The sequence below is a fragment of the Klebsiella michiganensis genome (assembly GCF_015139575.1).
Lineage (GTDB): Bacteria > Pseudomonadota > Gammaproteobacteria > Enterobacterales > Enterobacteriaceae > Klebsiella > Klebsiella michiganensis.
Genome location: NZ_AP022547.1, coordinates 462,826 through 486,472, shown reverse-complemented (window position 1 = coordinate 486,472; position 23,647 = coordinate 462,826). Strand labels below are relative to the sequence as shown.

At 50.8% G+C, this 23,647-nt stretch carries 42 protein-coding genes; 1 reads left to right on the top strand and 41 read right to left on the bottom strand.

The annotated features are described in order from the left end of the window. Nucleotides 1-23 precede the first annotated feature (23 nt). The 30 genes from zntR to rpsJ all read right to left on the bottom strand — a co-directional run bounded on the left by zntR (nucleotide 24) and on the right by rpsJ (nucleotide 14,583). Nucleotides 24-449 (bottom strand): Zn(2+)-responsive transcriptional regulator, encoded by a 426-nt coding sequence (zntR, locus tag JLG71_RS02320; protein ID WP_064406670.1) that lies wholly within the window; start codon nucleotides 447-449, stop codon nucleotides 24-26. A gap of 2 nt (nucleotides 450-451) precedes the next feature. Beyond that, the gene (locus JLG71_RS02315; protein WP_042934199.1) at nucleotides 452-820 is read right to left on the bottom strand and encodes a DnaJ family domain-containing protein; all 369 of its coding nucleotides are present in this window, start codon (nucleotides 818-820) and stop codon (nucleotides 452-454) included. 107 nt (nucleotides 821-927) lie between these two features. Next, a complete protein-coding gene (gene rplQ, locus JLG71_RS02310) occupies nucleotides 928-1,314 on the bottom strand; it encodes a 50S ribosomal protein L17 (RefSeq protein WP_001216372.1) in 387 nt (128 codons plus the stop codon). Between the two features lie 40 nt (nucleotides 1,315-1,354). Next, entirely contained in the window at nucleotides 1,355-2,344 is a 990-nt protein-coding gene (locus tag JLG71_RS02305; protein ID WP_002919219.1) for a DNA-directed RNA polymerase subunit alpha, read from the bottom strand. A gap of 25 nt (nucleotides 2,345-2,369) precedes the next feature. After that, complete coding sequence (gene rpsD / locus JLG71_RS02300) at nucleotides 2,370-2,990, bottom strand: 30S ribosomal protein S4 (protein WP_004125897.1); 621 nt, start codon at nucleotides 2,988-2,990, stop codon at nucleotides 2,370-2,372. Between the two features lie 33 nt (nucleotides 2,991-3,023). Then, entirely contained in the window at nucleotides 3,024-3,413 is a 390-nt protein-coding gene (gene rpsK, locus JLG71_RS02295) for a 30S ribosomal protein S11 (protein ID WP_004138423.1), read from the bottom strand. Nucleotides 3,414-3,429: 16 nt separating this feature from the next. Further along, the gene (rpsM, locus tag JLG71_RS02290; protein ID WP_004106333.1) at nucleotides 3,430-3,786 is read right to left on the bottom strand and encodes a 30S ribosomal protein S13; all 357 of its coding nucleotides are present in this window, start codon (nucleotides 3,784-3,786) and stop codon (nucleotides 3,430-3,432) included. 146 nt (nucleotides 3,787-3,932) lie between these two features. Continuing rightward, nucleotides 3,933-4,049 (bottom strand): 50S ribosomal protein L36, encoded by a 117-nt coding sequence (gene rpmJ, locus JLG71_RS02285; protein WP_000868187.1) that lies wholly within the window; start codon nucleotides 4,047-4,049, stop codon nucleotides 3,933-3,935. Nucleotides 4,050-4,080: 31 nt separating this feature from the next. Continuing rightward, entirely contained in the window at nucleotides 4,081-5,412 is a 1,332-nt protein-coding gene (gene secY, locus JLG71_RS02280; RefSeq protein WP_004106334.1) for a preprotein translocase subunit SecY, read from the bottom strand. A gap of 7 nt (nucleotides 5,413-5,419) precedes the next feature. Further along, nucleotides 5,420-5,854 carry a 50S ribosomal protein L15 gene (rplO, locus tag JLG71_RS02275; RefSeq protein ID WP_004106336.1) on the bottom strand — a complete coding sequence of 145 codons (435 nt, stop codon included), beginning with the start codon at nucleotides 5,852-5,854 and terminating at the stop codon, nucleotides 5,420-5,422. Nucleotides 5,855-5,857: 3 nt separating this feature from the next. Next, nucleotides 5,858-6,037: a 50S ribosomal protein L30 gene (rpmD, locus tag JLG71_RS02270; RefSeq protein ID WP_001140434.1), complete on the bottom strand. Its 180-nt coding sequence runs from the start codon at nucleotides 6,035-6,037 to the stop codon at nucleotides 5,858-5,860. Between the two features lie 3 nt (nucleotides 6,038-6,040). Then, nucleotides 6,041-6,544, bottom strand: a complete 504-nt coding sequence (gene rpsE, locus JLG71_RS02265) for a 30S ribosomal protein S5 (protein WP_004106339.1) — start codon at nucleotides 6,542-6,544, stop codon at nucleotides 6,041-6,043. 14 nt (nucleotides 6,545-6,558) lie between these two features. Then, the gene (gene rplR, locus JLG71_RS02260) at nucleotides 6,559-6,912 is read right to left on the bottom strand and encodes a 50S ribosomal protein L18 (protein ID WP_000358960.1); all 354 of its coding nucleotides are present in this window, start codon (nucleotides 6,910-6,912) and stop codon (nucleotides 6,559-6,561) included. Nucleotides 6,913-6,921: 9 nt separating this feature from the next. Beyond that, nucleotides 6,922-7,455: a 50S ribosomal protein L6 gene (rplF, locus tag JLG71_RS02255; protein WP_025107523.1), complete on the bottom strand. Its 534-nt coding sequence runs from the start codon at nucleotides 7,453-7,455 to the stop codon at nucleotides 6,922-6,924. Between the two features lie 12 nt (nucleotides 7,456-7,467). Then, nucleotides 7,468-7,860 (bottom strand): 30S ribosomal protein S8, encoded by a 393-nt coding sequence (gene rpsH, locus JLG71_RS02250; protein ID WP_004106343.1) that lies wholly within the window; start codon nucleotides 7,858-7,860, stop codon nucleotides 7,468-7,470. A gap of 33 nt (nucleotides 7,861-7,893) precedes the next feature. Then, nucleotides 7,894-8,199 carry a 30S ribosomal protein S14 gene (rpsN, locus tag JLG71_RS02245; RefSeq protein ID WP_002919667.1) on the bottom strand — a complete coding sequence of 102 codons (306 nt, stop codon included), beginning with the start codon at nucleotides 8,197-8,199 and terminating at the stop codon, nucleotides 7,894-7,896. A gap of 14 nt (nucleotides 8,200-8,213) precedes the next feature. Further along, complete coding sequence (gene rplE, locus JLG71_RS02240) at nucleotides 8,214-8,753, bottom strand: 50S ribosomal protein L5 (protein ID WP_001096202.1); 540 nt, start codon at nucleotides 8,751-8,753, stop codon at nucleotides 8,214-8,216. A 14-nt stretch (nucleotides 8,754-8,767) separates the two neighbouring features. After that, complete coding sequence (rplX, locus tag JLG71_RS02235; protein WP_004106345.1) at nucleotides 8,768-9,082, bottom strand: 50S ribosomal protein L24; 315 nt, start codon at nucleotides 9,080-9,082, stop codon at nucleotides 8,768-8,770. Nucleotides 9,083-9,092: 10 nt separating this feature from the next. Next, nucleotides 9,093-9,464 (bottom strand): 50S ribosomal protein L14, encoded by a 372-nt coding sequence (gene rplN, locus JLG71_RS02230; protein WP_000613954.1) that lies wholly within the window; start codon nucleotides 9,462-9,464, stop codon nucleotides 9,093-9,095. A 165-nt stretch (nucleotides 9,465-9,629) separates the two neighbouring features. Further along, nucleotides 9,630-9,884: a 30S ribosomal protein S17 gene (gene rpsQ, locus JLG71_RS02225; RefSeq protein WP_004106347.1), complete on the bottom strand. Its 255-nt coding sequence runs from the start codon at nucleotides 9,882-9,884 to the stop codon at nucleotides 9,630-9,632. After that, complete coding sequence (rpmC, locus tag JLG71_RS02220; RefSeq protein ID WP_002919754.1) at nucleotides 9,884-10,075, bottom strand: 50S ribosomal protein L29; 192 nt, start codon at nucleotides 10,073-10,075, stop codon at nucleotides 9,884-9,886. The genes rpsQ and rpmC overlap by 1 nt, the downstream gene beginning before the upstream one ends. Continuing rightward, complete coding sequence (gene rplP / locus JLG71_RS02215; RefSeq protein ID WP_002919759.1) at nucleotides 10,075-10,485, bottom strand: 50S ribosomal protein L16; 411 nt, start codon at nucleotides 10,483-10,485, stop codon at nucleotides 10,075-10,077. The genes rpmC and rplP overlap by 1 nt, the downstream gene beginning before the upstream one ends. Nucleotides 10,486-10,497: 12 nt before the next feature. Next, nucleotides 10,498-11,196, bottom strand: coding sequence for a 30S ribosomal protein S3 (rpsC, locus tag JLG71_RS02210; RefSeq protein WP_004106350.1), 699 nt, complete (start codon nucleotides 11,194-11,196; stop codon nucleotides 10,498-10,500). Nucleotides 11,197-11,213: 17 nt separating this feature from the next. Continuing rightward, a complete protein-coding gene (rplV, locus tag JLG71_RS02205; RefSeq protein ID WP_002919773.1) occupies nucleotides 11,214-11,546 on the bottom strand; it encodes a 50S ribosomal protein L22 in 333 nt (110 codons plus the stop codon). Between the two features lie 14 nt (nucleotides 11,547-11,560). Continuing rightward, nucleotides 11,561-11,839: a 30S ribosomal protein S19 gene (gene rpsS / locus JLG71_RS02200; protein ID WP_001138115.1), complete on the bottom strand. Its 279-nt coding sequence runs from the start codon at nucleotides 11,837-11,839 to the stop codon at nucleotides 11,561-11,563. 16 nt (nucleotides 11,840-11,855) lie between these two features. Beyond that, a complete protein-coding gene (rplB, locus tag JLG71_RS02195; protein WP_000301869.1) occupies nucleotides 11,856-12,677 on the bottom strand; it encodes a 50S ribosomal protein L2 in 822 nt (273 codons plus the stop codon). Nucleotides 12,678-12,694: 17 nt separating this feature from the next. Further along, nucleotides 12,695-12,997, bottom strand: coding sequence for a 50S ribosomal protein L23 (gene rplW / locus JLG71_RS02190; protein ID WP_000617546.1), 303 nt, complete (start codon nucleotides 12,995-12,997; stop codon nucleotides 12,695-12,697). After that, nucleotides 12,994-13,599 carry a 50S ribosomal protein L4 gene (rplD, locus tag JLG71_RS02185; protein WP_003031119.1) on the bottom strand — a complete coding sequence of 202 codons (606 nt, stop codon included), beginning with the start codon at nucleotides 13,597-13,599 and terminating at the stop codon, nucleotides 12,994-12,996. Before rplD ends, rplW begins: the two co-directional genes overlap by 4 nt. Nucleotides 13,600-13,609: 10 nt before the next feature. Next, nucleotides 13,610-14,239 carry a 50S ribosomal protein L3 gene (gene rplC / locus JLG71_RS02180; protein WP_004106354.1) on the bottom strand — a complete coding sequence of 210 codons (630 nt, stop codon included), beginning with the start codon at nucleotides 14,237-14,239 and terminating at the stop codon, nucleotides 13,610-13,612. Nucleotides 14,240-14,271: 32 nt separating this feature from the next. After that, nucleotides 14,272-14,583 carry a 30S ribosomal protein S10 gene (gene rpsJ, locus JLG71_RS02175; RefSeq protein WP_001181005.1) on the bottom strand — a complete coding sequence of 104 codons (312 nt, stop codon included), beginning with the start codon at nucleotides 14,581-14,583 and terminating at the stop codon, nucleotides 14,272-14,274. A 380-nt stretch (nucleotides 14,584-14,963) separates the two neighbouring features. Between rpsJ and JLG71_RS02170 the strand changes: the two genes are divergently transcribed. Further along, nucleotides 14,964-15,437 (top strand): prepilin peptidase, encoded by a 474-nt coding sequence (locus tag JLG71_RS02170; RefSeq protein WP_014839668.1) that lies wholly within the window; start codon nucleotides 14,964-14,966, stop codon nucleotides 15,435-15,437. Here JLG71_RS02170 and bfr read toward each other — a convergent pair. The 11 genes from bfr to fkpA all read right to left on the bottom strand — a co-directional run bounded on the left by bfr (nucleotide 15,421) and on the right by fkpA (nucleotide 23,618). After that, a complete protein-coding gene (gene bfr, locus JLG71_RS02165; RefSeq protein WP_004125910.1) occupies nucleotides 15,421-15,897 on the bottom strand; it encodes a bacterioferritin in 477 nt (158 codons plus the stop codon). The genes JLG71_RS02170 and bfr overlap by 17 nt on opposite strands. A gap of 74 nt (nucleotides 15,898-15,971) precedes the next feature. Then, nucleotides 15,972-16,166 carry a bacterioferritin-associated ferredoxin gene (gene bfd, locus JLG71_RS02160; RefSeq protein WP_004125913.1) on the bottom strand — a complete coding sequence of 65 codons (195 nt, stop codon included), beginning with the start codon at nucleotides 16,164-16,166 and terminating at the stop codon, nucleotides 15,972-15,974. Nucleotides 16,167-16,339: 173 nt separating this feature from the next. Further along, entirely contained in the window at nucleotides 16,340-17,524 is a 1,185-nt protein-coding gene (gene tuf, locus JLG71_RS02155; protein WP_004097636.1) for an elongation factor Tu, read from the bottom strand. A gap of 70 nt (nucleotides 17,525-17,594) precedes the next feature. Further along, on the bottom strand, nucleotides 17,595-19,709 hold the full coding sequence (gene fusA / locus JLG71_RS02150; RefSeq protein WP_004115957.1) for an elongation factor G: 2,115 nt from the start codon (nucleotides 19,707-19,709) through the stop codon (nucleotides 17,595-17,597). Between the two features lie 96 nt (nucleotides 19,710-19,805). Then, nucleotides 19,806-20,276: a 30S ribosomal protein S7 gene (gene rpsG / locus JLG71_RS02145; protein WP_004106370.1), complete on the bottom strand. Its 471-nt coding sequence runs from the start codon at nucleotides 20,274-20,276 to the stop codon at nucleotides 19,806-19,808. Nucleotides 20,277-20,371: 95 nt separating this feature from the next. Beyond that, the gene (gene rpsL / locus JLG71_RS02140; protein ID WP_002920115.1) at nucleotides 20,372-20,746 is read right to left on the bottom strand and encodes a 30S ribosomal protein S12; all 375 of its coding nucleotides are present in this window, start codon (nucleotides 20,744-20,746) and stop codon (nucleotides 20,372-20,374) included. A 124-nt stretch (nucleotides 20,747-20,870) separates the two neighbouring features. After that, nucleotides 20,871-21,158, bottom strand: coding sequence for a sulfurtransferase complex subunit TusB (gene tusB / locus JLG71_RS02135; protein WP_025107828.1), 288 nt, complete (start codon nucleotides 21,156-21,158; stop codon nucleotides 20,871-20,873). Nucleotides 21,159-21,165: 7 nt separating this feature from the next. Beyond that, a complete protein-coding gene (tusC, locus tag JLG71_RS02130) occupies nucleotides 21,166-21,525 on the bottom strand; it encodes a sulfurtransferase complex subunit TusC (protein ID WP_004854839.1) in 360 nt (119 codons plus the stop codon). Then, nucleotides 21,525-21,911: a sulfurtransferase complex subunit TusD gene (tusD, locus tag JLG71_RS02125; protein WP_032751527.1), complete on the bottom strand. Its 387-nt coding sequence runs from the start codon at nucleotides 21,909-21,911 to the stop codon at nucleotides 21,525-21,527. The genes tusC and tusD overlap by 1 nt, the downstream gene beginning before the upstream one ends. Further along, nucleotides 21,911-22,633 carry a helix-turn-helix transcriptional regulator gene (locus JLG71_RS02120; RefSeq protein WP_004106380.1) on the bottom strand — a complete coding sequence of 241 codons (723 nt, stop codon included), beginning with the start codon at nucleotides 22,631-22,633 and terminating at the stop codon, nucleotides 21,911-21,913. Before JLG71_RS02120 ends, tusD begins: the two co-directional genes overlap by 1 nt. Nucleotides 22,634-22,799: 166 nt before the next feature. Further along, a complete protein-coding gene (gene fkpA, locus JLG71_RS02115; protein ID WP_025107830.1) occupies nucleotides 22,800-23,618 on the bottom strand; it encodes an FKBP-type peptidyl-prolyl cis-trans isomerase in 819 nt (272 codons plus the stop codon). Between the last annotated feature and the right edge of the window lie 29 nt (nucleotides 23,619-23,647).

Genomic DNA, 23,647 nt, shown 5'->3' with positions numbered 1-23,647 from the left:
TGTAGACGCGTCTGATGAAAAAATCAACGTGCTGGATTATGACTGCTGGCGCCCTGCTCCAGTGCTTCAAGAATTGAGCAATAGACGCTGCTGTGCGCTGTTCCGCAGCAAACATCATTGAGGCGCTGCAAAGAACGACGCATGGCTTGTAACTCTTTAATCCGGGATTCCACTTCACTTAAACGAGCCTGCACAATGCCTTTAGATTCCTGACAGGTATGATGTTCCGGATCGATGCGGATCGAGAGAAGTTCGCGGATCGATTCCAGCGTAAAACCAAGCTGCCTGGCATAGCGAATAAAACGCAGCCTCTGTAGATCGTTATCCGAATAGAGACGAAATCCACCTTCAGTGCGCACGTTATGATCCATCATCTGCTGTTTTTCATAATAGCGAATGGTATCGGGAGTAACGTCAGCCAATTTAGCCAGTTCACCTATGCGGTACATGATTACTCCTCATTAATCTTTTGCAGCAACTTATCCGCGTAATCCCCACGCAGAAAGTCAGTGTTCAAGCCCGCCTGCCGCAGCTTTAACTCGAGCAGCGCCAGACGACGACTCAGCTCAGCATAGCGGGGATCGCTCTCCTGAACGCCTTTAAGTAAGTCATTGAGCATCACGGCTTCTTTACGATGTTCAAGTTCGGGAGGTAAACAACCCGCATTCTTGAGTAATCGATAGCCTGCGCGTAGCTCAGGCGGCACATGCGAGTCATCGTCCAGAGTCAGTGGCTCCCCACTTCCCGGCAGGTTATCAAACTCACCTTTGTGCTGTGCATCAAGAATATGGCGTTCTGCCCACTGATCCAGTAACCACATCATAAGGCTCCGGGGATGAACAAAAATAATGCAGATATTGTAAACAAGCAGGAATAGGGTGGATATAAAAAAACCCGCCGGAGCGGGTTTTTTTACGTTACTACAGATTACTCTGCAGCAGCTTCTGCTTTCGATTCAGAGCGATCAACCAGCTCGATGTATGCCATCGGCGCGTTGTCGCCTGCACGGAAGCCACACTTCAGAATACGAGTGTAACCACCGGCGCGGCTCGCGAAACGCGGGCCCAGCTCGTTAAACAGTTTTGCCACGATCTCGTTATCACGAGTACGGGCGAATGCCAGACGACGATTAGCAACGCTATCAGTCTTGGCAAGAGTAATCAGCGGCTCAACTACGCGACGCAGTTCTTTCGCTTTCGGCAGGGTCGTCTTGATGATTTCATGACGAACCAGCGAACCAGCCATGTTACGGAACATAGCCTGGCGATGGCTGCTGTTGCGGTTCAGTTGACGACCACTCTTACGATGGCGCATGACCTTATCCTTCTCAGTAAAACCTTAACCTGTGATCCGGTTACTCGTCAGCAATGCTTGCCGGTGGCCAGTTTTCCAGGCGCATGCCCAGAGACAAACCACGTGAAGCCAGCACGTCTTTAATCTCAGTAAGAGATTTTTTACCCAGGTTCGGCGTTTTCAGCAACTCAACCTCGGTACGCTGTACCAGATCACCGATATAGTGGATAGCTTCTGCCTTAAGGCAGTTAGCAGAGCGGACAGTCAATTCGAGATCGTCAACAGGGCGCAGCAGGATCGGATCGAATTCTGGTTTCTCTTCTTTCACTTCCGGCTGACGTACATCACGTAAATCAACGAAAGCTTCCAGTTGTTCTGCCAGGATGGTTGCCGCACGACGAATCGCCTCTTCAGGATCGATTGTGCCGTTGGTTTCCATTTCGATGACCAGCTTGTCCAGGTCGGTACGCTGTTCTACACGCGCTGCTTCAACATTGTAGGCAATACGCTCTACAGGGCTGTAGCATGCGTCGACCAGCAGACGGCCGATTGGGCGCTCATCTTCTTCCGAATGAATTCGGGCAGAAGCCGGCACATAACCGCGACCGCGCTGAACTTTGATACGCATGCTAATAGCTGCGTTCTCATCGGTCAGGTGGCAGATCACATGTTGCGGCTTGACGATTTCGACATCACCGTCATGGGTAATGTCGGCTGCGGTCACAGGGCCAATGCCAGATTTGTTCAAAGTAAGGATAACTTCATCTTTACCCTGAACTCTCACCGCCAGCCCTTTCAGGTTGAGCAGGATTTCAAGGATATCTTCCTGAACGCCTTCTTTGGTGCTGTACTCATGAAGTACACCATCAATCTCAACCTCGGTCACCGCGCAACCCGGCATCGATGAGAGCAGAATACGGCGCAGTGCGTTACCAAGAGTATGGCCAAAGCCACGCTCTAAAGGTTCAAGGGTCACCTTGGCGTGCGTCGAACTCACTTGCTCGATATCGACCAGGCGCGGTTTTAGAAACTCTGTCACAGAACCCTGCATTGTGTCCTCTCTTTGGTACTAAGCTTTACTTGGAGTAAAGCTCGACGATCAGGTGTTCGTTAATGTCCGCAGACAGATCAGAACGTTCCGGCTGACGCTTGAACGTACCTTCCATCTTGCCAGCATCAACTTCCAGCCAGGTTGGCTTTTCACGCTGCTCAGCCAGCTCCAGAGCGGCTTTCACGCGAGATTGCTTTTTCGCTTTCTCACGAATGCTGACAACGTCATTCGCTTTAACCTGATAAGAAGCGATGTTAACAACACGACCGTTTACCATGATAGCTTTGTGGCTAACCAGCTGACGTGATTCAGCACGAGTCGCGCCGAAGCCCATACGGTATACAACGTTGTCCAGACGACCTTCCAGCAGAGTCAACAGGTTTTCACCGGTGTTGCCTTTCAGACGCGCTGCTTCTTTATAGTAGTTACGGAACTGACGCTCCAGCACACCGTACATACGGCGAACTTTTTGCTTTTCACGCAACTGCACACCATAGTCAGACAGACGCGGTTTACGCGCACCGTGCTGGCCAGGAGCTTGTTCAATTTTACACTTGGTATCGATCGCGCGAACGCCAGACTTAAGGAACAGGTCTGTGCCCTCACGACGGCTCAGCTTGAGCTTAGGACCCAAATATCTTGCCATTTTCTTTCTCCAACAATCCTAGAAACGAACGCGTTATACGCGACGTTTTTTCGGCGGACGACAACCGTTATGAGGGATCGGAGTCACATCAGTAATATTAGTGATGCGGAAACCAGCGGCGTTCAGTGCACGAATAGTAGATTCGCGACCTGGACCCGGACCTTTGACCATAACTTCCAGATTCTTGATGCCGTATTCTTTTACGGCTTCAGCGCAACGCTCTGCTGCAACCTGAGCTGCAAACGGAGTGGATTTGCGAGAACCACGGAAACCGGAACCACCGGCTGTTGCCCAACCCAGCGCGTTACCCTGACGATCGGTAATGGTAACGATGGTGTTGTTAAAAGAAGCATGGACATGAGCCACGCCATCAGAGACTTGTTTTCTTACACGCTTACGTGCACGAACTGGTGCCTTTGCCATTATTCAATCACCCCGACTATTTCTTGATCGGTTTACGCGGACCCTTACGGGTACGTGCGTTGGTCTTAGTACGCTGACCGCGAACCGGAAGACCACGACGATGGCGTAAACCACGATAGCAACCAAGGTCCATCAGACGCTTGATGCTCAGGGTGATTTCACGGCGCAGATCACCTTCAACGACAAATTTACCAACCGCTTCACGCAGGGATTCAATTTGTTCTTCAGACAGCTCACTGATCTTAACATTTTCAGCGATACCCGTGTCAGCACAGATGGCTTTAGAGCGGGTCTTGCCGATACCGAAAATAGCAGTTAATGCGATTACGGTATGTTTGTGATCAGGAATGTTAATGCCTGCTATACGGGCCACTATGCACTCCTACTATTTAATATGTACGCACCATGCTGAAAAGCCCGTTTTCAGGATACTCAAATGGAAACGTACAGACATACAAAAGATTGGCTGGCTAATCTAGCCAGCTCAACCCAACTTTGCAAGAAAAATATGCGAATAAATCAGCCTTGGCGCTGTTTATGCTTCGGCTCGGCACTGCAAATCACGCGGATGACGCCATCACGCTTAACGATTTTGCAGTTACGGCATAATTTCTTGACGGAAGCACGAACTTTCATTTTTACTCTCCGTAACTTCTCGAGCGACCTGTTAGCGGCCGTAGCCTTTCAGGTTCGCCTTCTTCAATGCAGACTCGTACTGACTCGACATCATCAGAGTTTGCACTTGAGCCATAAAGTCCATAATCACGACAACAACGATAAGCAGTGAGGTCCCACCAAAGTAGAACGGTACTTTCATTGCATCACGCATGAACTCCGGGATCAGGCAGATAAAAGTGATGTATAACGCACCGACCAAAGTCAGGCGAGTCATTACTTTATCGATATACTTCGCCGTTTGCTCTCCCGGACGAATTCCTGGTACAAATGCACCGGACTTCTTCAGGTTATCTGCTGTTTCACGCGGGTTGAAAACCAACGCCGTGTAGAAGAAACAGAAGAAGATGATTGCAGACGCATAGAGTAACACATAAAGCGGTTGCCCAGGCTGCAAATACAGCGAAATTGTTGTCAGCCAGTTCCAACCAGTACCGCCCCCGAACCATGATGTAATGGTAGCCGGGAACAGAATAATACTGGAAGCGAAGATTGCCGGGATAACCCCTGCCATATTCACTTTCAGCGGTAAATGTGTGCTCTGTGCAGCATAGACACGACGACCCTGTTGACGTTTAGCGTAGTTTACCACAATGCGGCGTTGACCACGCTCTACAAAGACAACAAAGAAGGTCACTGCAAATACTAGTACTGCAACCAACAGCAACAGGAGGAAGTGCAGGTCGCCTTGACGCGCTTGCTCGATAGTATGGGCGATGGCCGGCGGGAGACCCGCAACGATACCGGCGAAGATAATGATTGAGATACCGTTTCCGATACCGCGCTCAGTAATCTGTTCGCCGAGCCACATCAGGAACATCGTTCCTGAGACCAGACTAACAACAGCGGTGAAATAGAATGCAAAGCCTGGATTAATCACCAGGCCCTGCATACCAGGCATATTCGGCAGACCGGTAGCAATACCGATCGACTGGAATATCGCCAGCACCAGAGTACCGTAGCGGGTGTACTGGCTGATCTTACGACGACCAGACTCCCCTTCTTTCTTCAGCTCCGCTAACGGCTGATAAACAACCGTCAGCAGCTGGACAATGATCGATGCCGAAATATACGGCATGATACCCAACGCAAAGATAGAAGCACGGCTGAGAGCACCACCAGAGAACATGTTGAACATTTCAATGATGGTGCCTCGCTGTTGCTCAAGCAGTTTGGCAAGTACAGCGGCATCAATACCAGGGATCGGAATAAAAGAGCCAATACGGAACACAATCAACGCACCGATTACAAACAACAGTCTGCGCTTCAGTTCGCCAATCCCACCTTTGGCACTTTGAAAATCTAATCCCGGTTGCTTAGCCATCTGCTACTTATTCCTCAATTTTACCGCCAGCAGCTTCGATAGCAGCACGAGCACCTTTAGTCACGCGCAGGCCACGAACAGTTACCGGACGAGATACTTCACCAGACAGGATCACTTTCGCGAATTCGATCTGGATACCGATAATGTTAGCCGCTTTCAGCGTGTTCAGGTCGATAACATCGCCTTCTACGTGAGCAAGATCAGACAGACGAACTTCTGCGGTGATCATCGCTTTACGAGAAGTGAAGCCGAATTTCGGCAGACGACGGTACAGAGGCATCTGACCACCTTCGAAACCGCGACGTACGCCACCACCAGAACGAGAGTTCTGACCTTTGTGACCACGACCACCGGTTTTACCGAGGCCAGAACCGATACCACGACCCAGGCGTTTACCCGCCTTTTTGGAGCCTTCGGCCGGAGACAGAGTATTTAAACGCATCTCTTACTCCTCAACTTTAACCATGAAGGAAACCGCGTTGACCATACCACGAACAGCAGGAGTATCCTCGCGCTCTACGGTGTGACCAATACGACGCAGACCCAGGCCAAGCAGCGTTGCCTTGTGTTTCGGCAGACGACCGATTGCACTGCGGGTTTGAGTAATTTTAATAGTCTTTGCCATGGTTTATTTCCCCAGAATTTCTTCAACGGATTTACCACGCTTGGCAGCGACCATTTCTGGAGAATTCATATTTTCCAGGCCATCAATAGTTGCACGAACCACGTTGATCGGGTTGGTGGAACCATATGCTTTGGCCAGAACGTTATGAACTCCAGCAACTTCCAGAACGGCGCGCATTGCACCACCGGCGATGATACCGGTACCTTCGGAAGCTGGCTGCATGAATACACGAGAACCCGTATGAACACCTTTAACCGGGTGCTGCAGGGTGCCGTGGTTCAGCGCGACGTTAATCATATTGCGACGGGCTTTTTCCATCGCTTTCTGGATCGCTGCTGGAACTTCACGCGCTTTACCGTAACCAAAACCAACGCGACCGTTACCGTCACCAACTACAGTCAGAGCTGTGAAGGAGAAAATACGACCACCTTTAACGGTTTTAGATACGCGGTTAACCGCGATCAGCTTTTCCTGCAGTTCGCCAGCTTGTTTTTCGATGTGAGCCATCTTACACCTCTACCTTAGAACTGAAGGCCAGCTTCACGGGCAGCATCTGCCAGTGCCTGGACACGACCATGATATTGGAACCCGGAACGGTCAAAGGAAACATCTTTGATGCCTTTTTCCAGAGCGCGTTCAGCAACAGCTTTACCCACAGCTGCTGCCGCGTCTTTGTTACCGGTGTACTTCAGTTGTTCAGCGATAGCTTTTTCTACAGTAGAAGCAGCTACCAGAACTTCAGAACCGTTCGGTGCAATTACCTGTGCGTAAATATGACGCGGGGTACGATGTACCACCAGGCGAGTTGCACCCAGCTCCTGGAGCTTGCGGCGTGCGCGGGTCGCACGACGGATACGAGCAGATTTCTTATCCATAGTGTTACCTTACTTCTTCTTAGCCTCTTTGGTACGCACGACTTCGTCGGCGTAACGAACACCCTTACCTTTATAAGGCTCAGGACGACGGTAGGCGCGCAGATCTGCTGCAACCTGGCCGATCACCTGCTTATCAGCGCCTTTCAGCACGATTTCAGTTTGAGTCGGACATTCTGCAGTGATACCGGCCGGCAGTTTATGCTCAACAGGATGAGAGAAACCTAAAGCCAGGTTTACTACATCCCCTTTGACCGCTGCACGATAGCCTACACCAACCAGCTGAAGCTTTTTAGTGAAGCCTTCGGTAACACCAACAACCATTGAGTTCAGCAGGGCACGCGCGGTACCAGCCTGAGCCCATCCATCCACGAAACCATCACGCGGACCGAAGGTCAGAGCATTTTCTGCATGTTTAACTTCAACAGCATTGTTGAGGGTACGAGTCAGCTCGCCGTTTTTACCTTTGATCGTAATAACCTGACCGTTGATTTTTACATCAACGCCGGCAGGAACAACGACCGGTGCTTTAGCAACACGAGACATTTTTTCCTCCGATTAGGCTACGTAGCAGATAATTTCGCCACCAAGACCAGCCTGGCGCGCTGCACGATCGGTCATAACACCTTTAGAGGTAGAAATAACCGCGATACCCAGACCCGCCATAACTTTCGGCAGCTCATCTTTACGTTTGTAGATGCGCAGACCTGGGCGGCTGACACGCTGAATGCTTTCTACAACAGCTTTACCCTGGAAATACTTAAGAGTCAGTTCCAGTTCCGGCTTGATGTCGCCTTCAACTTTAAAATCTTCAATAAAGCCTTCTTCCTTCAGCACGTTGGCAATTGCCACTTTCAGCTTGGAGGAAGGCATGGTGACCGCAGCTTTATTCGCGGCCTGACCGTTACGGATACGGGTCAGCATATCCGCGATCGGATCTTGCATGCTCATCTGTCTTTACTCCCGTGATTCAATTGGTGACAATTACCAGCTAGCCTTTTTCAGACCCGGGATTTCACCGCGCATTGCGGCTTCACGGACCTTGATACGGCTCAACCCGAACTTCCGCAGGAAACCATGCGGACGACCTGTTTGACGGCAGCGATTACGCTGACGAGACGGGCTGGAATCACGCGGCAGAGTCTGCAGCTTGAGAACAGCATTCCAACGATCTTCGTCGGTTGCGTTCACATCAGAGATGATAGCTTTCAGTTCAGCGCGTTTAGCGAAGAATTTATCAGCTAAAGCCACGCGCTTTACTTCGCGTGCTTTCATTGATTGCTTAGCCATTAAGTAACCCTACCTTACTTGCGGAACGGGAAGTCAAAGGCAGCCAGCAGAGCGCGGCCTTCTTCATCAGATTTCGCAGTAGTGGTAATGGTAATATCCAAACCACGAACGCGGTCGACTTTATCGTAGTCGATTTCTGGGAAGATGATCTGCTCACGGACACCCATGCTGTAGTTGCCACGACCGTCGAAAGACTTAGCGGACAAGCCACGGAAGTCACGGATACGCGGTACAGCAATAGTGATCAGGCGCTCAAAGAACTCCCACATGCGTTCGCCACGCAGAGTTACTTTACAGCCGATCGGATAGCCCTGACGGATTTTGAAGCCTGCAACTGATTTGCGTGCTTTGGTGATCAGCGGTTTTTGACCGGAGATTGCTGTCAGATCGGCTGCTGCGTTATCCAGCAGTTTCTTGTCAGCGATCGCTTCACCAACACCCATGTTCAGGGTGATCTTCTCGACCCGAGGGACTTGCATGACAGAATTGTAGTTAAACTCAGTCATGAGTTTTTTAACTACTTCGTCTTTGTAGTAATCATGCAGTTTCGCCATCGTACTACTCCAAATTACTTGATAGTTTCGCTGTTAGATTTGAAGAAACGGACTTTTTTGCCGTCTTCGAATCTAAAGCCTACACGGTCAGCCTTGCCGGTTGCCGCATTGAAGATTGCAACGTTAGAAACCTGAATAGCAGCTTCTTTTTCAACGATGCCGCCTGGTTGGTTCAGAGCCGGAACCGGCTTCTGGTGTTTCTTAACCAGGTTGATACCTTCAACAATGAGCTTGCCGGAAGACAAGACATTCTTAACTTTACCGCGTTTACCTTTATCTTTACCGGTTAACACGATAACTTCGTCATCACGACGGATTTTCGCTGCCATGATTCGCTCCTTAGAGTACTTCTGGGGCCAGAGAGATAATTTTCATGAACTTCTCGTTACGAAGTTCACGAGTTACCGGCCCAAAAATACGCGTACCGATGGGCTGCTCGCTGTTATTGTTTAAAATAACGCATGCATTACCATCGAAGCGAATGACAGAACCGTCCGGGCGACGAACACCCTTCTTGGTGCGCACCACTACCGCCTTCAGCACATCACCTTTTTTGACCTTACCACGCGGAATTGCTTCTTTGATGGTGATCTTGATGATGTCGCCTACGCCTGCGTAGCGACGGTGCGAGCCACCCAGAACCTTGATACACATTACGCGACGTGCACCGGAGTTGTCGGCGACGTTCAGCATAGTCTGTTCTTGGATCATTTTAGTGCTCCGCTAATGTCAACTACTACTGAGACCCAAAAATAGGGTCGTTAAAAAAGCCCCATATCGAGGGCGCGGCATTATAACACCGCAAATCAGATATGGGTAGAAAAAATAAACGGCTCATCGCTGAGCCGTTTATCCGTATCGAGAATGCGTACTCTATTACAGAACCGCTTTCTCTACAACGCGAACCAGCGTCCAGGACTTAGTCTTGGACAGCGGACGGCATTCGCGGATTTCAACCACGTCGCCGATACCGCATTCGTTGTTCTCGTCATGTACGTGCAGTTTGGTCGTACGCTTGATGAATTTGCCGTATACCGGGTGTTTCACCATACGTTCGATAGCAACAACAATGGATTTCTCCATTTTGTCGCTAACCACGCGACCTTGCAGAGTACGGATTTTATCGGTCATTACGCACCCGCCTTCTGAGTCAGTAAAGTCTTAACGCGTGCAACATCACGACGCACTTGCTTCAGCAGATGAGTCTGTTGCAGCTGGCCACTTGCAGCCTGCATACGCAGGTTGAACTGCTCACGCAGCAGGTTCAGCAGCTCAGCGTTCAGCTCTTCAACGCTTTTTTCACGCAGCTCTTTTGCTTTCATTACATCACCGTCTTAGTTACAAAGGTGGTTTTGATCGGCAGTTTCGCTGCTGCCAGGCCGAATGCTTCACGGGCCAGCTCTTCCGGTACGCCGTCCATTTCATAAAGGACTTTACCCGGCTGAATCAAGGCAACCCAGTACTCCACGTTACCTTTACCTTTACCCATACGAACTTCCAGCGGCTTCTCGGTGATCGGTTTGTCCGGGAATACACGGATCCAGATCTTACCTTGACGCTTAACTGCACGGGTCATAGCACGACGTGCTGCTTCGATCTGACGTGCAGTCAGACGACCACGGCCAACAGCTTTCAGACCGAAAGTGCCGAAGCTAACATCCGTACCCTGCGCCAGACCACGGTTGCGGCCTTTGTGCACTTTACGGAATTTTGTACGCTTTGGTTGTAACATCAGCGACGCTCCTTATTTACGGCCTTTACGCTGCTGCTTTTTAGGTTGAGCAGCCGGTTCCGGTTGTTCAACAGCAGCCATACCACCCAGGATCTCACCTTTGAAGATCCATACCTTAACGCCGATTACACCGTAAGTGGTGTGCGCTTCAGAGGTGTTGTAGTCGATGTCAGCACGCAGAGTGTGCAGCGGTACGCGACCTTCACGGTACCATTCGGTACGTGCGATTTCCGCGCCGCCCAGACGGCCGCTAACTTCAACTTTGATACCTTTAGCGCCCAGACGCATTGCGTTCTGTACAGCACGCTTCATAGCACGACGGAACATAACGCGACGTTCCAGCTGAGAAGTGATGCTGTCAGCAACCAATTTAGCGTCCAGTTCAGGCTTACGAACTTCGGCAATATTGATCTGTGCAGGCACGCCAGCGAGATCCGCGACGACCTTGCGCAGTTTTTCTACGTCTTCGCCTTTCTTACCGATAACGATACCCGGGCGAGCAGTGTGAATGGTCACACGGATGCTTTTAGCCGGACGCTCGATAACGATGCGAGATACAGACGCTTTCGCCAGTTCCTTAGTCAGGTACTGACGTACTTTAAAATCGCTGTCCAGGTTGTCAGCGAATTCTTTGGTGTTCGCAAACCAGGTTGAGTTCCATGGTTTTACAATACCCAGGCGAATACCATTAGGATGTACTTTCTGACCCATTGCTAGTCTCCAGAGTCTCAGCGATCGGACACAACCACAGTAATGTGGCTGGTGCGCTTCAGGATGCGATCTGCACGACCTTTAGCACGCGGCATAATGCGCTTCATGCTCGGGCCTTCGTCTACGAAAATTTTCGCAACTTTCAGATCATCAATGTCAGCGCCATCGTTGTGTTCAGCGTTAGCAATGGCAGATTCCAGTACCTTCTTGACCAGTACAGCAGCTTTCTTATTGGTGTAGGTCAGAATATCCAGGGCCTGCGACACTTTCTTACCGCGAATCAGGTCAGCAACAAGGCGAACCTTCTGAGCAGAAGAACGAGCATGGCGATGTTGAGCTAAAGTTTCCATCTCTTCCTCCTACCTTATTTCTTCTTCGCTTTTTTATCAGCAGCGTGGCCGCGATAAGTACGAGTCGGTGCGAATTCACCCAGTTTGTGACCAACCATTTCGTCGGAAACAAAAACTGGAACGTGCTGACGACCATTATGGACAGCGATGGTCAAACCGATCATGTTAGGAAAGATCGTTGAACGACGGGACCAAGTGCGCAGGGGCTTCTTGTCTCCGCTTTCCACCGCTTTCTCTACCTTCTTCAGCAAGTGCAGGTCAATAAAAGGACCTTTCTTGAGAGAACGTGGCATGGCTTATCCTCTAAAATTATTTGCTACGGCGACGTACGATGAATTTATCAGTACGCTTGTTGCTGCGGGTCTTCTTACCTTTGGTCTGAACGCCCCACGGAGTTACCGGGTGCTTACCAAAGTTACGACCTTCACCACCACCATGTGGGTGGTCGACTGGGTTCATCGCAGTACCGCGAACGGTAGGACGAACACCACGCCAGCGTGCAGCACCTGCTTTACCCAGAACGCGCAGCATATGCTCAGCATTGCCAACTTCGCCCAGAGTAGCGCGGCAGTCTGCTTCGACTTTACGCATTTCACCAGAACGCAGACGCAGGGTGACATAAGCACCATCGCGAGCAACGATCTGAACGTAAGTACCAGCGGAACGAGCCAGCTGACCGCCTTTACCTGGTTTCATTTCTACGTTATGAACGGTAGAACCAACCGGGATATTGCGCATCGGCAGGGTGTTGCCTGCTTTGATTGCAGCATCAACGCCAGATTGAATCTGGTCGCCAGCTTTCAGGCCTTTAGGGGCCAGAATGTAACGGCGCTCACCGTCTTTGTACAGAACCAGCGCGATGTTCGCGGAGCGGTTCGGATCGTACTCAAGACGTTCAACAACTGCCGGGATACCATCTTTGTTGCGTTTGAAGTCAACAATACGGTAGGCCTGTTTGTGACCACCACCGATATGACGGGTGGTGATACGGCCATTGTTGTTACGACCACCGGATTTGCTGTTTTTTTCAACCAGCGGAGCAAAAGGTTTGCCCTTGTGCAGCTCTGGGTTGACCACTTTAACAACGTGGCGACGACCCGGAGATGTCGGTTTACATTTAACAACTGCCATTGTATTACTCCTCCGACTTACTCAGCGCCGCCGACGAAGTCCAGATTCTGGCCTTCCTTCAGGGTGACGTAAGCTTTTTTCCAGTCGCTACGACGACCGATACGCTGTCCGTGACGTTTAACTTTCCCTTTAACAACCAGGGTGTTAACGACTTCGACTTCGACTTCAAACAGTTTCTGCACAGCAGCTTTGATCTCTGCTTTGGTCGCGTCTTTAGCAACTTTGAGAACGATGGTGTTAGTTTTTTCCATCGCAGTAGACGCTTTTTCAGAAACGTGCGGTGCGCGCAGCACCTTCAGCAGACGTTCTTCACGAATCATGCCAGCATCTCCTCAACTTGCTTAACAGCATCAGCAGTCATTACGACTTTGTCGAAGGCGATCAGGCTAACCGGGTCGATACCAGTTGCATCACGTACGTCAACCTTGTGCAGGTTGCGCGCAGCAAGGAACAGGTTCTCGTCCAGCTCACCGGTGATGATCAGCACATCTTCCAGAGCCATGTCTTTCAGTTTCTGTGCCAGCAGCTTAGTTTTAGGCGCTTCTACAGAGAAAGATTCGACAACGATCAGACGATCCTGACGTACCAGTTCGGACAGAATGCTTTTCAGCGCGCCGCGGTACATCTTTTTGTTAACTTTTTGACTGTGGTCCTGCGGACGCGCAGCGAAGGTCACGCCACCTGAACGCCAGATCGGGCTCTTGATAGAACCTGAACGCGCACGGCCGGTACCTTTCTGGCGCCACGGCTTTTTGCCTGAACCAGTTACTTCAGCACGAGTCTTCTGAGCACGAGTACCCTGACGAGCACCAGCTGCATAAGCAACTACAACCTGGTGAACCAGCGCTTCGTTGAAATCACGACCGAAGGTAGTTTCGGAAACAGTCAGCGCGCTCTGCGCGTCTTTCAATACTAATTCCATTGCTATCCCCTTACGCCTTCACAGCTGGTTTAACGATCAGGTCGCTACCGGTTGCACCCGGGACCGCGCCTTTAACCAGCAGCAGGTTGCGCTCAGCGTCAACACGTACTACGTCCAGGCTCTGAACGGTGACACGTTCGTTACCCAGCTGACCTGCCATTTTCTTGCCTTTGAACACTTTGCCCGGAGTCTGGTTCTGACCGATAGAACCCGGAACGCGGTGAGACAAGGAGTTACCGTGAGTAGCGTCCTGGGTACGGAAGTTCCAGCGCTTAACGGTACCAGCAAAACCTTTACCTTTAGAGGTACCGGTTACGTCAACTTTTTTAACGTCAGCAAACAGCTCAACGCTAATGTCCTGACCTACGGTGAACTCTTCGCCGTCAGCCAGACGGAATTCCCACAGACCACGGCCAGCTTCTACGCCAGCTTTAGCGAAGTGACCCGCTTCCGGTTTGGTTACACGGTTAGCTTTTTTAGCACCAGTGGTCACCTGAACGGCACGGTAGCCATCGTTAGCCAGATCTTTAACCTGAGTAACGCGGTTTGCTTCAACTTCGATTACGGTTACTGGGATAGATACGCCATCTTCAGTGAAGATGCGGGTCATGCCCACTTTTTTACCGACTAAACCAATCATTGTTTCAACCTCTCAATCGCTCGATGACCTGATTAACCCAGGCTGATCTGCACGTCTACACCGGCAGCCAGATCCAGACGCATCAGAGCATCAACGGTTTTTTCAGTTGGCTCAACGATGTCAACCAGACGCTTATGAGTGCGGATTTCGTACTGATCGCGCGCGTCTTTGTTAACGTGCGGAGAGATCAGAACGGTAAAGCGCTCTTTGCGGGTCGGCAGCGGGATCGGACCACGGACTTGCGCACCAGTGCGCTTAGCAGTCTCGACGATTTCCGCGGTTGATTGATCGATCAGACGATGATCAAACGCTTTAAGGCGGATACGGATTCTTTGGTTCTGCATGAGACCAGAGCTCCAATTATTTTATAGACGAAATGGTTACTCCTCATACCCATTACGATTGATGGGAGAGTGTAACCGTTCTTACATAGTTCCCCAATTGGGAACATTGTTTGGTAGCGTGTTGCTGCTACCAGGGTTCATATCGAACCGGCCGTCAACTTTGACAGGCCCGCGCATTATACGCAAATTCAGCGACAACGCAAGGGCTGCGTACAAAATCATCACTTGTTTCTGCGAGCTCACTTCCACGCCCGTCGCAATGCCATGAAAGGCCGACAAATACTCTGGAGCGGGACATCCATTCCTGTTTATTGCCTTTTGCCAGAGGCTCGGCTCCTGCATCACACTCGGTACCCAGGACCACCACATGGAAACCATCGATGATAGCGACTTTGGCATTCTTTATTATTTATGGCGGGTTATTACTCACGCTTTGTTGGCACGATCTGCGCTATGGCTTGCTACCCGATAAATTTACCTGCCCTCTGCTGTGGGGCGGGTTGCTTTATTATCTGTGTATGTCACCAGCCAATCTGCAGCATGCAGTCTGGGGAGCGATAGCAGGCTATCTGGCCTTTGCGTTGATCTATTGGCTCTACAGGGGAATACGCGGGCGTGAAGGCATCGGCTACGGCGATGTCAAATTTCTCGCCGCACTAGGGGCATGGCAGGGATGGAGAGTTTTACCGCAGCTCGTTCTTATAGCAACGATTCTCGCCTGCGCTGCCGTAACGGTTCTGATGCTGTGCGGCAAACATAGGCAGGCATTACGCAACCCGCTGCCTTTCGGCCCTTTCCTGGCCACAGCGGGTTTGCTATGTGGTTGGCAGACGTTTTTTAGTCAGCCACTTTAATCTGCGACTGAAGATAATTTTGCAGACCAATTTTACCTATCAAATCCAGCTCGGTTTCCAGCCAGTCGATATGGCCTTCTTCATCGGCGAGGATGGTGATTAACATATCACGGCTGACGTAGTCGTGGACGCTGTCAGCATAGGCGATGGCTTCTCGTAGATCCTTCGCCCCTTCCAGTTCCAGCCTCAGGTCGGATTGCAGCATCTCCTCGACGTCCTCTCCGATGCGGAGTTTGCCGAGATCCTGCAGGTTCGGGATCCCTTCGAGAAATAAAATGCGCTCGATATATTTATCGGCATGCTTCATTTCATCGATAGATTCGTGGTACTCGACATCATTGAGGCGCATCAGGCCCCAGTTCTTGAACATTCTCGCATGGAGAAAGTATTGATTAATTGCGACTAGCTCATTTCCCAATAATTTATTGAGATAACTTATGATTTTGACATCACCTTTCATTATATAGTCCCTCCGCTTCCACTTATTGAAGCGTAGTTCGGGCTATAGGGATGTCAAAGTAAAGCTGAGAGACTTCAGGCGATCTCTTGATATTCCGGCATGCGGGTTAATTCATCTTCCATAATTTCTCGTGCTGCACGAACGCACTTACCACATTGATTTCCAACGGGAATAAATTTTCTCAGCTGTTGAAAAGACTGAGGATTGAATTGGCGCACAGCCTGACGAATTTTTTTATCGTTCACACCATTACACAGACAAACGTACATATATACTCCCGTTCAACTTACAGACAAAGTGTAAATGAGAATAGTTATGATTACAATAGCCTGTTTATTAAATAGACGTTTAATCTCTTTGCTGTCAGTCACTGTGCTGCTTCTCGCAAATAGCAGACAGCAAAAAGGGCGCCTTAGCGCCCTTTTTAATTCAGAACTAAATATTAGCCCAGAACTTTAGCAACAACGCCCGCGCCAACGGTACGGCCGCCTTCACGGATTGCGAAACGCAGACCGTCGTCCATCGCGATCGGGTGGATCAGGGTAACAACCATTTTGATGTTGTCGCCCGGCATTACCATCTCTACGCCTTCCGGCAGTTCGATGGTGCCAGTCACGTCAGTTGTACGGAAGTAGAACTGCGGACGGTAGCCTTTGAAGAACGGAGTATGACGGCCGCCTTCGTCTTTGGACAGAATGTACACTTCGGATTCGAACTTGGTGTGCGGCTTGATAGAACCCGGCTTAGCCAGTACCTGACCACGTTCGATTTCTTCACGTTTGATACCACGCAGCAGAACACCAACGTTCTCACCAGCACGGCCTTCGTCCAGCAGTTTGCGGAACATTTCAACGCCAGTACAGGTAGACTTCGCAGTCTCTTTGATACCAACGATTTCAACTTCTTCGCCAACTTTGATGATACCGCGCTCTACACGACCGGTAACAACGGTACCACGACCGGAGATGGAGAATACGTCTTCGATCGGCAGCAGGAACGGCTTGTCAATCGCACGCTCTGGTTCCGGGATGTAAGAATCCAGGTAGCCAGCCAGTTCGATGATTTTCGCTTCCCAGTCTGCGTCGCCTTCCAGCGCTTTCAGAGCGGAACCGCGAACGATCGGAGTGTCGTCGCCCGGGAAATCGTACTGAGACAGAAGTTCACGAACTTCCATTTCAACCAGTTCCAGCAGCTCTTCGTCATCAACCATGTCGCATTTGTTCAGGAACACGATGATGTACGGAACGCCTACCTGACGACCCAGCAGGATGTGCTCACGAGTCTGCGGCATCGGGCCGTCAGTCGCAGCAACAACCAGGATCGCGCCGTCCATCTGCGCAGCACCGGTGATCATGTTTTTAACATAGTCGGCGTGGCCCGGGCAGTCTACGTGCGCGTAGTGGCGAGTCGGGGTGTCATATTCAACGTGAGAAGTGTTGATGGTGATACCACGAGCTTTTTCTTCCGGCGCGTTATCGATCTGGTCGAATGCGCGAGCAGAACCACCGTAGGTTTTAGCCAGAACGGTAGTGATTGCAGCGGTCAGAGTAGTTTTACCATGGTCAACGTGGCCGATAGTACCGACGTTGACGTGCGGTTTTGTACGTTCAAATTTTTCTTTAGACACGGCTATATTCCTTACTATAGTGCTCTCCCCTTCTGGAGAGAGCACGGGACTTTGGTTTTAACCCTGCGGCTTATTTACCACGGGCTTCGATTACGGCCTGAGCAACGTTGTTCGGCGCATCATCATACTTCAGGAACTCCATGGAGTAAGAAGCACGACCTTTGGTCAGAGAACGCAGCTGAGTTGCATATCCGAACATTTCAGACAGCGGAACTTCAGCGTGGATCACAACGCCAGTCACGTTGGATTCCTGACCGCGCAGCATACCGCGACGACGGCTAAGGTCACCGATAACGTCACCAGTGTTCTCTTCCGGAGTTTCTACTTCAACCTTCATGATCGGCTCAAGCAGAACTGGTTTCGCTTTCTTAAAGCCATCTTTAAAGGCAATAGAAGCGGCCAGTTTAAACGCCAGTTCAGAGGAGTCAACGTCGTGGTAAGAACCGAAGTGCAGACGCACGCCCAGATCAACTACCGGATAACCAGCCAGAGGACCTGCTTTCAGCTGCTCCTGAATGCCTTTATCAACGGCCGGGATGTATTCGCCAGGAATTACACCACCTTTGATGTCGTTGATGAACTCATAACCTTTCGGGTTAGAGCCCGGCTCCAGTGGGTACATGTCGATAACGACGTGACCGTACTGACCGCGACCACCAGACTGCTTAGCGTGTTTACCTTCGATATCGGTAACTTTCGCGCGAATCGCTTCGCGGTAAGCAACCTGAGGTTTACCGACGTTCGCTTCAACGTTGAATTCACGCTTCATACGGTCAACGATGATGTCGAGGTGCAGCTCACCCATACCGGCGATGATGGTCTGGTTAGATTCTTCGTCAGTCCATACGCGGAAAGACGGGTCTTCTTTAGCCAGACGGCCCAGAGCCAGACCCATTTTTTCCTGGTCAGCTTTGGTTTTCGGTTCAACAGCGATAGAGATTACCGGCTCAGGGAATTCCATACGCTCCAGAATGATCGGCGCATTAGGATCGCACAGAGTGTCACCCGTAGTTACGTCTTTCAGACCGATAGCAGCAGCGATATCGCCCGCGCGAACTTCTTTGATCTCTTCACGTTTGTTAGCGTGCATCTGTACGATACGACCGAAACGCTCACGTGCAGCTTTCACGGAGTTCAGGATGGTATCACCAGAGTTAACCACACCAGAGTACACGCGGAAGAAGGTCAGGTTACCCACGAACGGGTCGGTAGCGATTTTGAATGCCAGAGCAGCAAACGGCTCATCATCGCTAGCGTGACGCTCAGCCGGAGTATCTTTACCATCGTCCAGGATACCGTTGATCGCAGGTACGTCAACCGGGGATGGCAGGTAGTCAACTACCGCATCCAGCATCGCCTGAACACCTTTGTTCTTGAACGCAGAACCACAGGTTACCAGGATGATTTCGTTGTTCAGAACGCGCTGACGGAGAGCAGTTTTAATCTCTTCTTCAGTCAGTTCTTCACCACCCAGGTATTTCTCCATCAGCTCTTCAGAAGCTTCAGCAGCGGACTCGATCAGGTTCTGGTGCCATTCTTCGGCCAGTTCCTGCATGTCTGCCGGGATATCTTCGTAAGTGAAGGTTACACCTGCGTCTTCTTCGTTCCAGTTGATGGCTTTCATTTTCACCAGGTCAACAACACCGGTGAACGCTTCTTCAGCGCCAATCGCCAGCTGCAGCGGAACAGGGTTCGCGCCCAGACGGGTTTTGATCTGACCAACAACTTTCAGGAAGTTCGCACCCATACGGTCCATTTTGTTAACGAACGCAATGCGCGGAACTTTGTATTTGTTTGCCTGACGCCATACGGTTTCAGACTGAGGCTGAACACCACCAACTGCGCAGTAAACCATTACTGCACCATCAAGCACACGCATGGAACGTTCTACTTCGATGGTGAAGTCAACGTGCCCCGGGGTGTCGATGATGTTTACGCGATGCGGTTCATACTGCTTAGCCATACCTGACCAGAATGCAGTAGTCGCTGCGGAGGTGATAGTAATACCACGCTCCTGCTCCTGTTCCATCCAGTCCATGGTGGCAGCGCCGTCATGAACTTCACCGATTTTGTGGTTTACACCGGTGTAGAACAGAATACGTTCGGTAGTAGTAGTTTTACCGGCGTCGATGTGCGCACTGATACCGATGTTACGGTAGCGTGCGATGGGTGTTGTACGAGCCATTTGATTCCTCGTTTATTTCTTTAGGCGTTCAGTTAAGTTATCCAAAACGGGCGACTTATCTGAAGCGCCCGCCTGGTGACTAATACTCCGAAGGGATTACCAACGGTAGTGTGCGAACGCCTTGTTGGCTTCTGCCATACGGTGAACGTCTTCACGTTTCTTAACTGCAGTACCTTTGTTGTCTGCAGCATCAGAAAGTTCGTTCGCCAGACGCAGAGCCATGGATTTATCACCACGTTTACGAGCAGCTTCAACGATCCAACGCATTGCCAGAGCATTACGACGAACCGGACGGACTTCAACTGGAACCTGATAAGTAGAACCACCAACGCGGCGAGACTTAACTTCTACAGTCGGGCGCACGTTGTCGAGAGCGACTTCGAAAGCTTCCAGTTCATTTTTACCAGAGCGCTGAGCCAGGGTCTCCAGCGCGCTGTATACGATTGCTTCTGCAGTAGATTTTTTACCATCTACCATCAGGATATTTACAAATTTAGCCAGCAGTTCTGATCCGAACTTAGGATCCGGCAGGATTTTACGCTGACCAATGACGCGACGACGTGGCATGGAAATACTCCGTTGTTAATTCAGGATTGTCCAAAACTCTAAGAGTTTAGTTTGACATTAATATAAAACGTTTGGCCTTACTTAACGGAGAACCATTAAGCCTTAGGACGCTTCACGCCATACTTGGAGCGAGCTTGCTTACGGTCTTTAACGCCGGAGCAGTCAAGCGCACCACGAACGGTGTGGTAACGAACACCCGGAAGGTCTTTAACACGACCGCCACGGATCAGGATCACGGAGTGCTCCTGCAGGTTGTGACCTTCACCACCGATGTAGGAGGTGACTTCGAAACCGTTAGTCAGACGCACACGGCAAACTTTACGCAGTGCGGAGTTCGGTTTCTTAGGAGTGGTGGTATATACACGAGTACATACGCCACGTTTCTGCGGGCAGGCTTCCAGCGCCGGCACGTTGCTCTTTGCAACTTTGCGCGCGCGTGGTTTGCGTACCAGCTGGTTAATTGTTGCCATTAAATAGCTCCTGGTTTTAGCTTTTGCTTCGTAAACACGTAATAAATCGCCTCATATAATATGAGGACGCAGAATTTTAGGGCGGTGCCGAAAAGGTGTCAAGAAATATACAACGATCCCGCCATTACCAGGACAACTGACCTGCATGTTTGACTGAAAGTCTGACGAAATCAGTATAGCTAACCCTGACGACACTGTCCGCAATTTGACCAGCCAGCCCGCGGGCTTCGATATCTTCTTGCAGAGCGTAGAGGGATATGGGGGCAGATTGCAGGATTTCAAGGAAACGGCCTTCCGCGAGAGCGGCGATAACGCCATCCGACAGCAGCAGAAGATCGTCGCCCTCTTTTAGCAAACGGAGCATAGCCGCCATATCGGCGTGCCAGGGGGATGTGCTTAGCGTGTGGAGCATTCGAGCCTCAGAACCGCAGTATCACGTTAAAATCGTCAAGCCGGGCGCGCAAAGCCTCTGGCTCCAGCCATTCGCCATCAACAACCCACGGCGTGGCAGAATTCAGACCGCGCTCCCGTGCTGAAGCAGCGCAAATCCAGCACTGTTCGATATCGTATAGCGATAAGAGCTTAAAGGTGGAGATATAGTCGCGCGCCAGCACCGCTGCGGGGCGCTGCCCGGGAAGAAGCTGAAAGACGCCATCACCCACGAAGAAAACGCCGATCTCCTCCGTCAGCGCTGAGGTTGCCAGCAGGGCGTCCAGCCCTTCCCTGCCCGACGCTGAACCATGAGGCGCAGACGAAAAAACAAAGGCTACGCGCTTCATCAGAACTGCACCATGCGATCGCAGGTTAACGCGGCTTCCGCCAGCGCGCCCAATCCGCTCAAGGTAAAACCCGGCTGCAAATTATACCCAGGCAAATTCAGCTGCCGGGCCTCCTGTTCATCAGTGATTCCACGCCGTAACGCTGCGGCTACACAGATATGCAAGGAAACGGCGTGTTCGTCATGCAGCTTCTGCCAGGCCCGAACCAGATCAAATTCGTCGCTGGCGGGCGCCGTGAGTTGATTCGCGTTATAGACGCCTTCACGATAGAAAAAGATGCTGATCAACTCGTGGCCTTCCTGCAAAACGGCGCGGGCAAACTGTAGTGCGCTGCTGGCCTGCTGGGTACCATAAGCGGGCCCCGTTACCGTAATGGCAAAGCGCATTACTTATCCAGCCCCTGGAAATCTCCACTTTTGAACTGACGAATGTAGAGATATACCGTGTGCTTAGAGATGTTCAGCCGATCGGCCACCTGGTTGATGGCATCTTTGATATCAAAGATCCCCTTCTCATAGAGGTTCAGGACGATCTGCCGATTTTTAGCGTTGTTAGAAACGTTACGGTCAGCGTTCACCTCTTCAATCGTGAACTCAAGCGTCTGGGCCACCAGATCGTCAACCGATGAAGCAAAGTTGACCTGGGAATTCACCTCCGTCGTTTCCGGCGGAATAAAGGTGCTCATGATTTGTGAGAAAGGGACATCAAGGTTCATGTTGATGCACAGCAGGCCAATGACCCGATGGTCACGGTTGCGGATAGCGATAGTGACCGATTTCATCAGCACACCGCTTTTGGCGCGAGTAAAATAGCATTTGGAAACGCTGCTATCGGCTCCAGTCATATCGTGCAGCATGCGCAGCGCAAGGTCGGTAATTGGCGAGCCGATTTGACGGCCGGTGTGTTCACCGTTGGCGATACGAATAGCGGAACATTTTAAGTCCTGCAATGAGTGCAATACGATTTCACAGTGGGAACCGATGAGCATCGCTAACCCGTCCACTACCGCTTCATAGGATTTAAGGATATCGAAGTCGGTCTGGTCAAAAGGACGTTGATCCAGCAAATCAAGCTCACTGGTCTCGTTGGTTAAAAGCGACCTGGACATGAAAAAAAGCACTCCTTTTCAGGAGCCTGTCGTTATCGTCAGGGCAGGCTCATCATCATTATTAATCTATCTAAAGTAATACAGCGCCTGAGGTTCTTTCCAGTTTTAATTATATCTGCCCGCAATAAAAAAACCGCCGCCCCTGGAGGCGGCGGCTTAAAACCGATTACTTCTTAGCGTCAGCGGCTGGCGCTTCAGCAGCGGCTTCAGGCTTGGCGTCTGCTTTCGGCGCCGGTTTAATATCCAGCAGCTCTACATCAAATACCAGAGTAGAGTTTGCCGGGATACCCGGTACGCCAGTTTTGCCGTAAGCCAGATCCGGTGGAATGACCAGCTGGATTTTACCGCCTTTCTTGATGTTCTTCAGGCCTTCGGTCCAGCCCGGGATCACGCCGTCCAGGCGGAAGGAAAGCGGCTCGCCGCGGGTATAAGAGTTATCAAACTCTTTACCGTCGATCAGCGTACCTTTGTAGTTGACGACAACGGTATCGCTGTCTTTCGGCGTTTCGCCGGTCCCCGCTTTCTCGACTTTGTAGAGCAGGCCAGATTTAGACGTTTTCACGCCTTTCTCTTTGGCAAAGGCGTCACGGTAAGCTTTGCCTTTTGCTTCATTCTCAGAGGCGTCTTTTTCCATTTTCTGCTGAGCAGCAGTTTTTACACGGGTTTCAAACGCCTGCAGAGTCTGTTCGATCTCCTGATCGGACAGTTTGCTCTTATCAGCAAAAGCGTCCTGAACGCCGGCGATCAGCTGATCTTTATCTAATTTGATGCCCAGTTTTTCTTGTTCTTTCAGGGAGTTTTCCATGTAACGTCCCAGCGATGCACCCAGCGCATAAGCAGATTTCTGATCGTCATTTTTAAATGCCGATTTGCTGTCCGTTGCGGGTGCCGCTTTCGCTGTAGTCTCAGCAGCGAAGCTCAGCGGTGCATTCAGGGCGATGGCCATAGTGGTCGCCAGCAGCGTTACTTTAAACAGTGATTTCATCCATTTCTCCAGGGCCGGGGCATCTCACC

Excerpts from the sequence above, each read along its gene's own strand:
- zntR (WP_064406670.1), bottom strand. The coding sequence starts at position 449 with ATGTACCGCATAGGTGAACTGGCTAAATTGGCTGACGTTACTCCCGAT.
- JLG71_RS02315 (WP_042934199.1), bottom strand. The coding sequence starts at position 820 with ATGTGGTTACTGGATCAGTGGGCAGAACGCCATATTCTTGATGCACAG.
- rplQ (WP_001216372.1), bottom strand. The coding sequence starts at position 1,314 with ATGCGCCATCGTAAGAGTGGTCGTCAACTGAACCGCAACAGCAGCCAT.
- JLG71_RS02305 (WP_002919219.1), bottom strand. The coding sequence starts at position 2,344 with ATGCAGGGTTCTGTGACAGAGTTTCTAAAACCGCGCCTGGTCGATATC.
- rpsD (WP_004125897.1), bottom strand. The coding sequence starts at position 2,990 with ATGGCAAGATATTTGGGTCCTAAGCTCAAGCTGAGCCGTCGTGAGGGC.
- rpsK (WP_004138423.1), bottom strand. The coding sequence starts at position 3,413 with ATGGCAAAGGCACCAGTTCGTGCACGTAAGCGTGTAAGAAAACAAGTC.
- rpmJ (WP_000868187.1), bottom strand. The coding sequence starts at position 4,049 with ATGAAAGTTCGTGCTTCCGTCAAGAAATTATGCCGTAACTGCAAAATC.
- secY (WP_004106334.1), bottom strand. The coding sequence starts at position 5,412 with ATGGCTAAGCAACCGGGATTAGATTTTCAAAGTGCCAAAGGTGGGATT.
- rplO (WP_004106336.1), bottom strand. The coding sequence starts at position 5,854 with ATGCGTTTAAATACTCTGTCTCCGGCCGAAGGCTCCAAAAAGGCGGGT.
- rpmD (WP_001140434.1), bottom strand. The coding sequence starts at position 6,037 with ATGGCAAAGACTATTAAAATTACTCAAACCCGCAGTGCAATCGGTCGT.
- rpsE (WP_004106339.1), bottom strand. The coding sequence starts at position 6,544 with ATGGCTCACATCGAAAAACAAGCTGGCGAACTGCAGGAAAAGCTGATC.
- rplR (WP_000358960.1), bottom strand. The coding sequence starts at position 6,912 with ATGGATAAGAAATCTGCTCGTATCCGTCGTGCGACCCGCGCACGCCGC.
- rplF (WP_025107523.1), bottom strand. The coding sequence starts at position 7,455 with ATGTCTCGTGTTGCTAAAGCACCGGTCGTTGTTCCTGCCGGCGTTGAT.
- rpsH (WP_004106343.1), bottom strand. The coding sequence starts at position 7,860 with ATGAGCATGCAAGATCCGATCGCGGATATGCTGACCCGTATCCGTAAC.
- rpsN (WP_002919667.1), bottom strand. The coding sequence starts at position 8,199 with ATGGCTAAGCAATCAATGAAAGCACGCGAAGTAAAGCGCGTGGCTTTA.
- rplE (WP_001096202.1), bottom strand. The coding sequence starts at position 8,753 with ATGGCGAAACTGCATGATTACTACAAAGACGAAGTAGTTAAAAAACTC.
- rplX (WP_004106345.1), bottom strand. The coding sequence starts at position 9,082 with ATGGCAGCGAAAATCCGTCGTGATGACGAAGTTATCGTGTTAACCGGT.
- rplN (WP_000613954.1), bottom strand. The coding sequence starts at position 9,464 with ATGATCCAAGAACAGACTATGCTGAACGTCGCCGACAACTCCGGTGCA.
- rpsQ (WP_004106347.1), bottom strand. The coding sequence starts at position 9,884 with ATGACCGATAAAATCCGTACTCTGCAAGGTCGCGTGGTTAGCGACAAA.
- rpmC (WP_002919754.1), bottom strand. The coding sequence starts at position 10,075 with ATGAAAGCAAAAGAGCTGCGTGAAAAAAGCGTTGAAGAGCTGAACGCT.
- rplP (WP_002919759.1), bottom strand. The coding sequence starts at position 10,485 with ATGTTACAACCAAAGCGTACAAAATTCCGTAAAGTGCACAAAGGCCGC.
- rpsC (WP_004106350.1), bottom strand. The coding sequence starts at position 11,196 with ATGGGTCAGAAAGTACATCCTAATGGTATTCGCCTGGGTATTGTAAAA.
- rplV (WP_002919773.1), bottom strand. The coding sequence starts at position 11,546 with ATGGAAACTTTAGCTCAACATCGCCATGCTCGTTCTTCTGCTCAGAAG.
- rpsS (WP_001138115.1), bottom strand. The coding sequence starts at position 11,839 with ATGCCACGTTCTCTCAAGAAAGGTCCTTTTATTGACCTGCACTTGCTG.
- rplB (WP_000301869.1), bottom strand. The coding sequence starts at position 12,677 with ATGGCAGTTGTTAAATGTAAACCGACATCTCCGGGTCGTCGCCACGTT.
- rplW (WP_000617546.1), bottom strand. The coding sequence starts at position 12,997 with ATGATTCGTGAAGAACGTCTGCTGAAGGTGCTGCGCGCACCGCACGTT.
- rplD (WP_003031119.1), bottom strand. The coding sequence starts at position 13,599 with ATGGAATTAGTATTGAAAGACGCGCAGAGCGCGCTGACTGTTTCCGAA.
- rplC (WP_004106354.1), bottom strand. The coding sequence starts at position 14,239 with ATGATTGGTTTAGTCGGTAAAAAAGTGGGCATGACCCGCATCTTCACT.
- rpsJ (WP_001181005.1), bottom strand. The coding sequence starts at position 14,583 with ATGCAGAACCAAAGAATCCGTATCCGCCTTAAAGCGTTTGATCATCGT.
- JLG71_RS02170 (WP_014839668.1), top strand. The coding sequence starts at position 14,964 with ATGATAGCGACTTTGGCATTCTTTATTATTTATGGCGGGTTATTACTC.
- bfr (WP_004125910.1), bottom strand. The coding sequence starts at position 15,897 with ATGAAAGGTGATGTCAAAATCATAAGTTATCTCAATAAATTATTGGGA.
- bfd (WP_004125913.1), bottom strand. The coding sequence starts at position 16,166 with ATGTACGTTTGTCTGTGTAATGGTGTGAACGATAAAAAAATTCGTCAG.
- fusA (WP_004115957.1), bottom strand. The coding sequence starts at position 19,709 with ATGGCTCGTACAACACCCATCGCACGCTACCGTAACATCGGTATCAGT.
- rpsG (WP_004106370.1), bottom strand. The coding sequence starts at position 20,276 with ATGCCACGTCGTCGCGTCATTGGTCAGCGTAAAATCCTGCCGGATCCT.
- rpsL (WP_002920115.1), bottom strand. The coding sequence starts at position 20,746 with ATGGCAACAATTAACCAGCTGGTACGCAAACCACGCGCGCGCAAAGTT.
- tusB (WP_025107828.1), bottom strand. The coding sequence starts at position 21,158 with ATGCTCCACACGCTAAGCACATCCCCCTGGCACGCCGATATGGCGGCT.
- tusC (WP_004854839.1), bottom strand. The coding sequence starts at position 21,525 with ATGAAGCGCGTAGCCTTTGTTTTTTCGTCTGCGCCTCATGGTTCAGCG.
- tusD (WP_032751527.1), bottom strand. The coding sequence starts at position 21,911 with ATGCGCTTTGCCATTACGGTAACGGGGCCCGCTTATGGTACCCAGCAG.
- JLG71_RS02120 (WP_004106380.1), bottom strand. The coding sequence starts at position 22,633 with ATGTCCAGGTCGCTTTTAACCAACGAGACCAGTGAGCTTGATTTGCTG.
- fkpA (WP_025107830.1), bottom strand. The coding sequence starts at position 23,618 with ATGAAATCACTGTTTAAAGTAACGCTGCTGGCGACCACTATGGCCATC.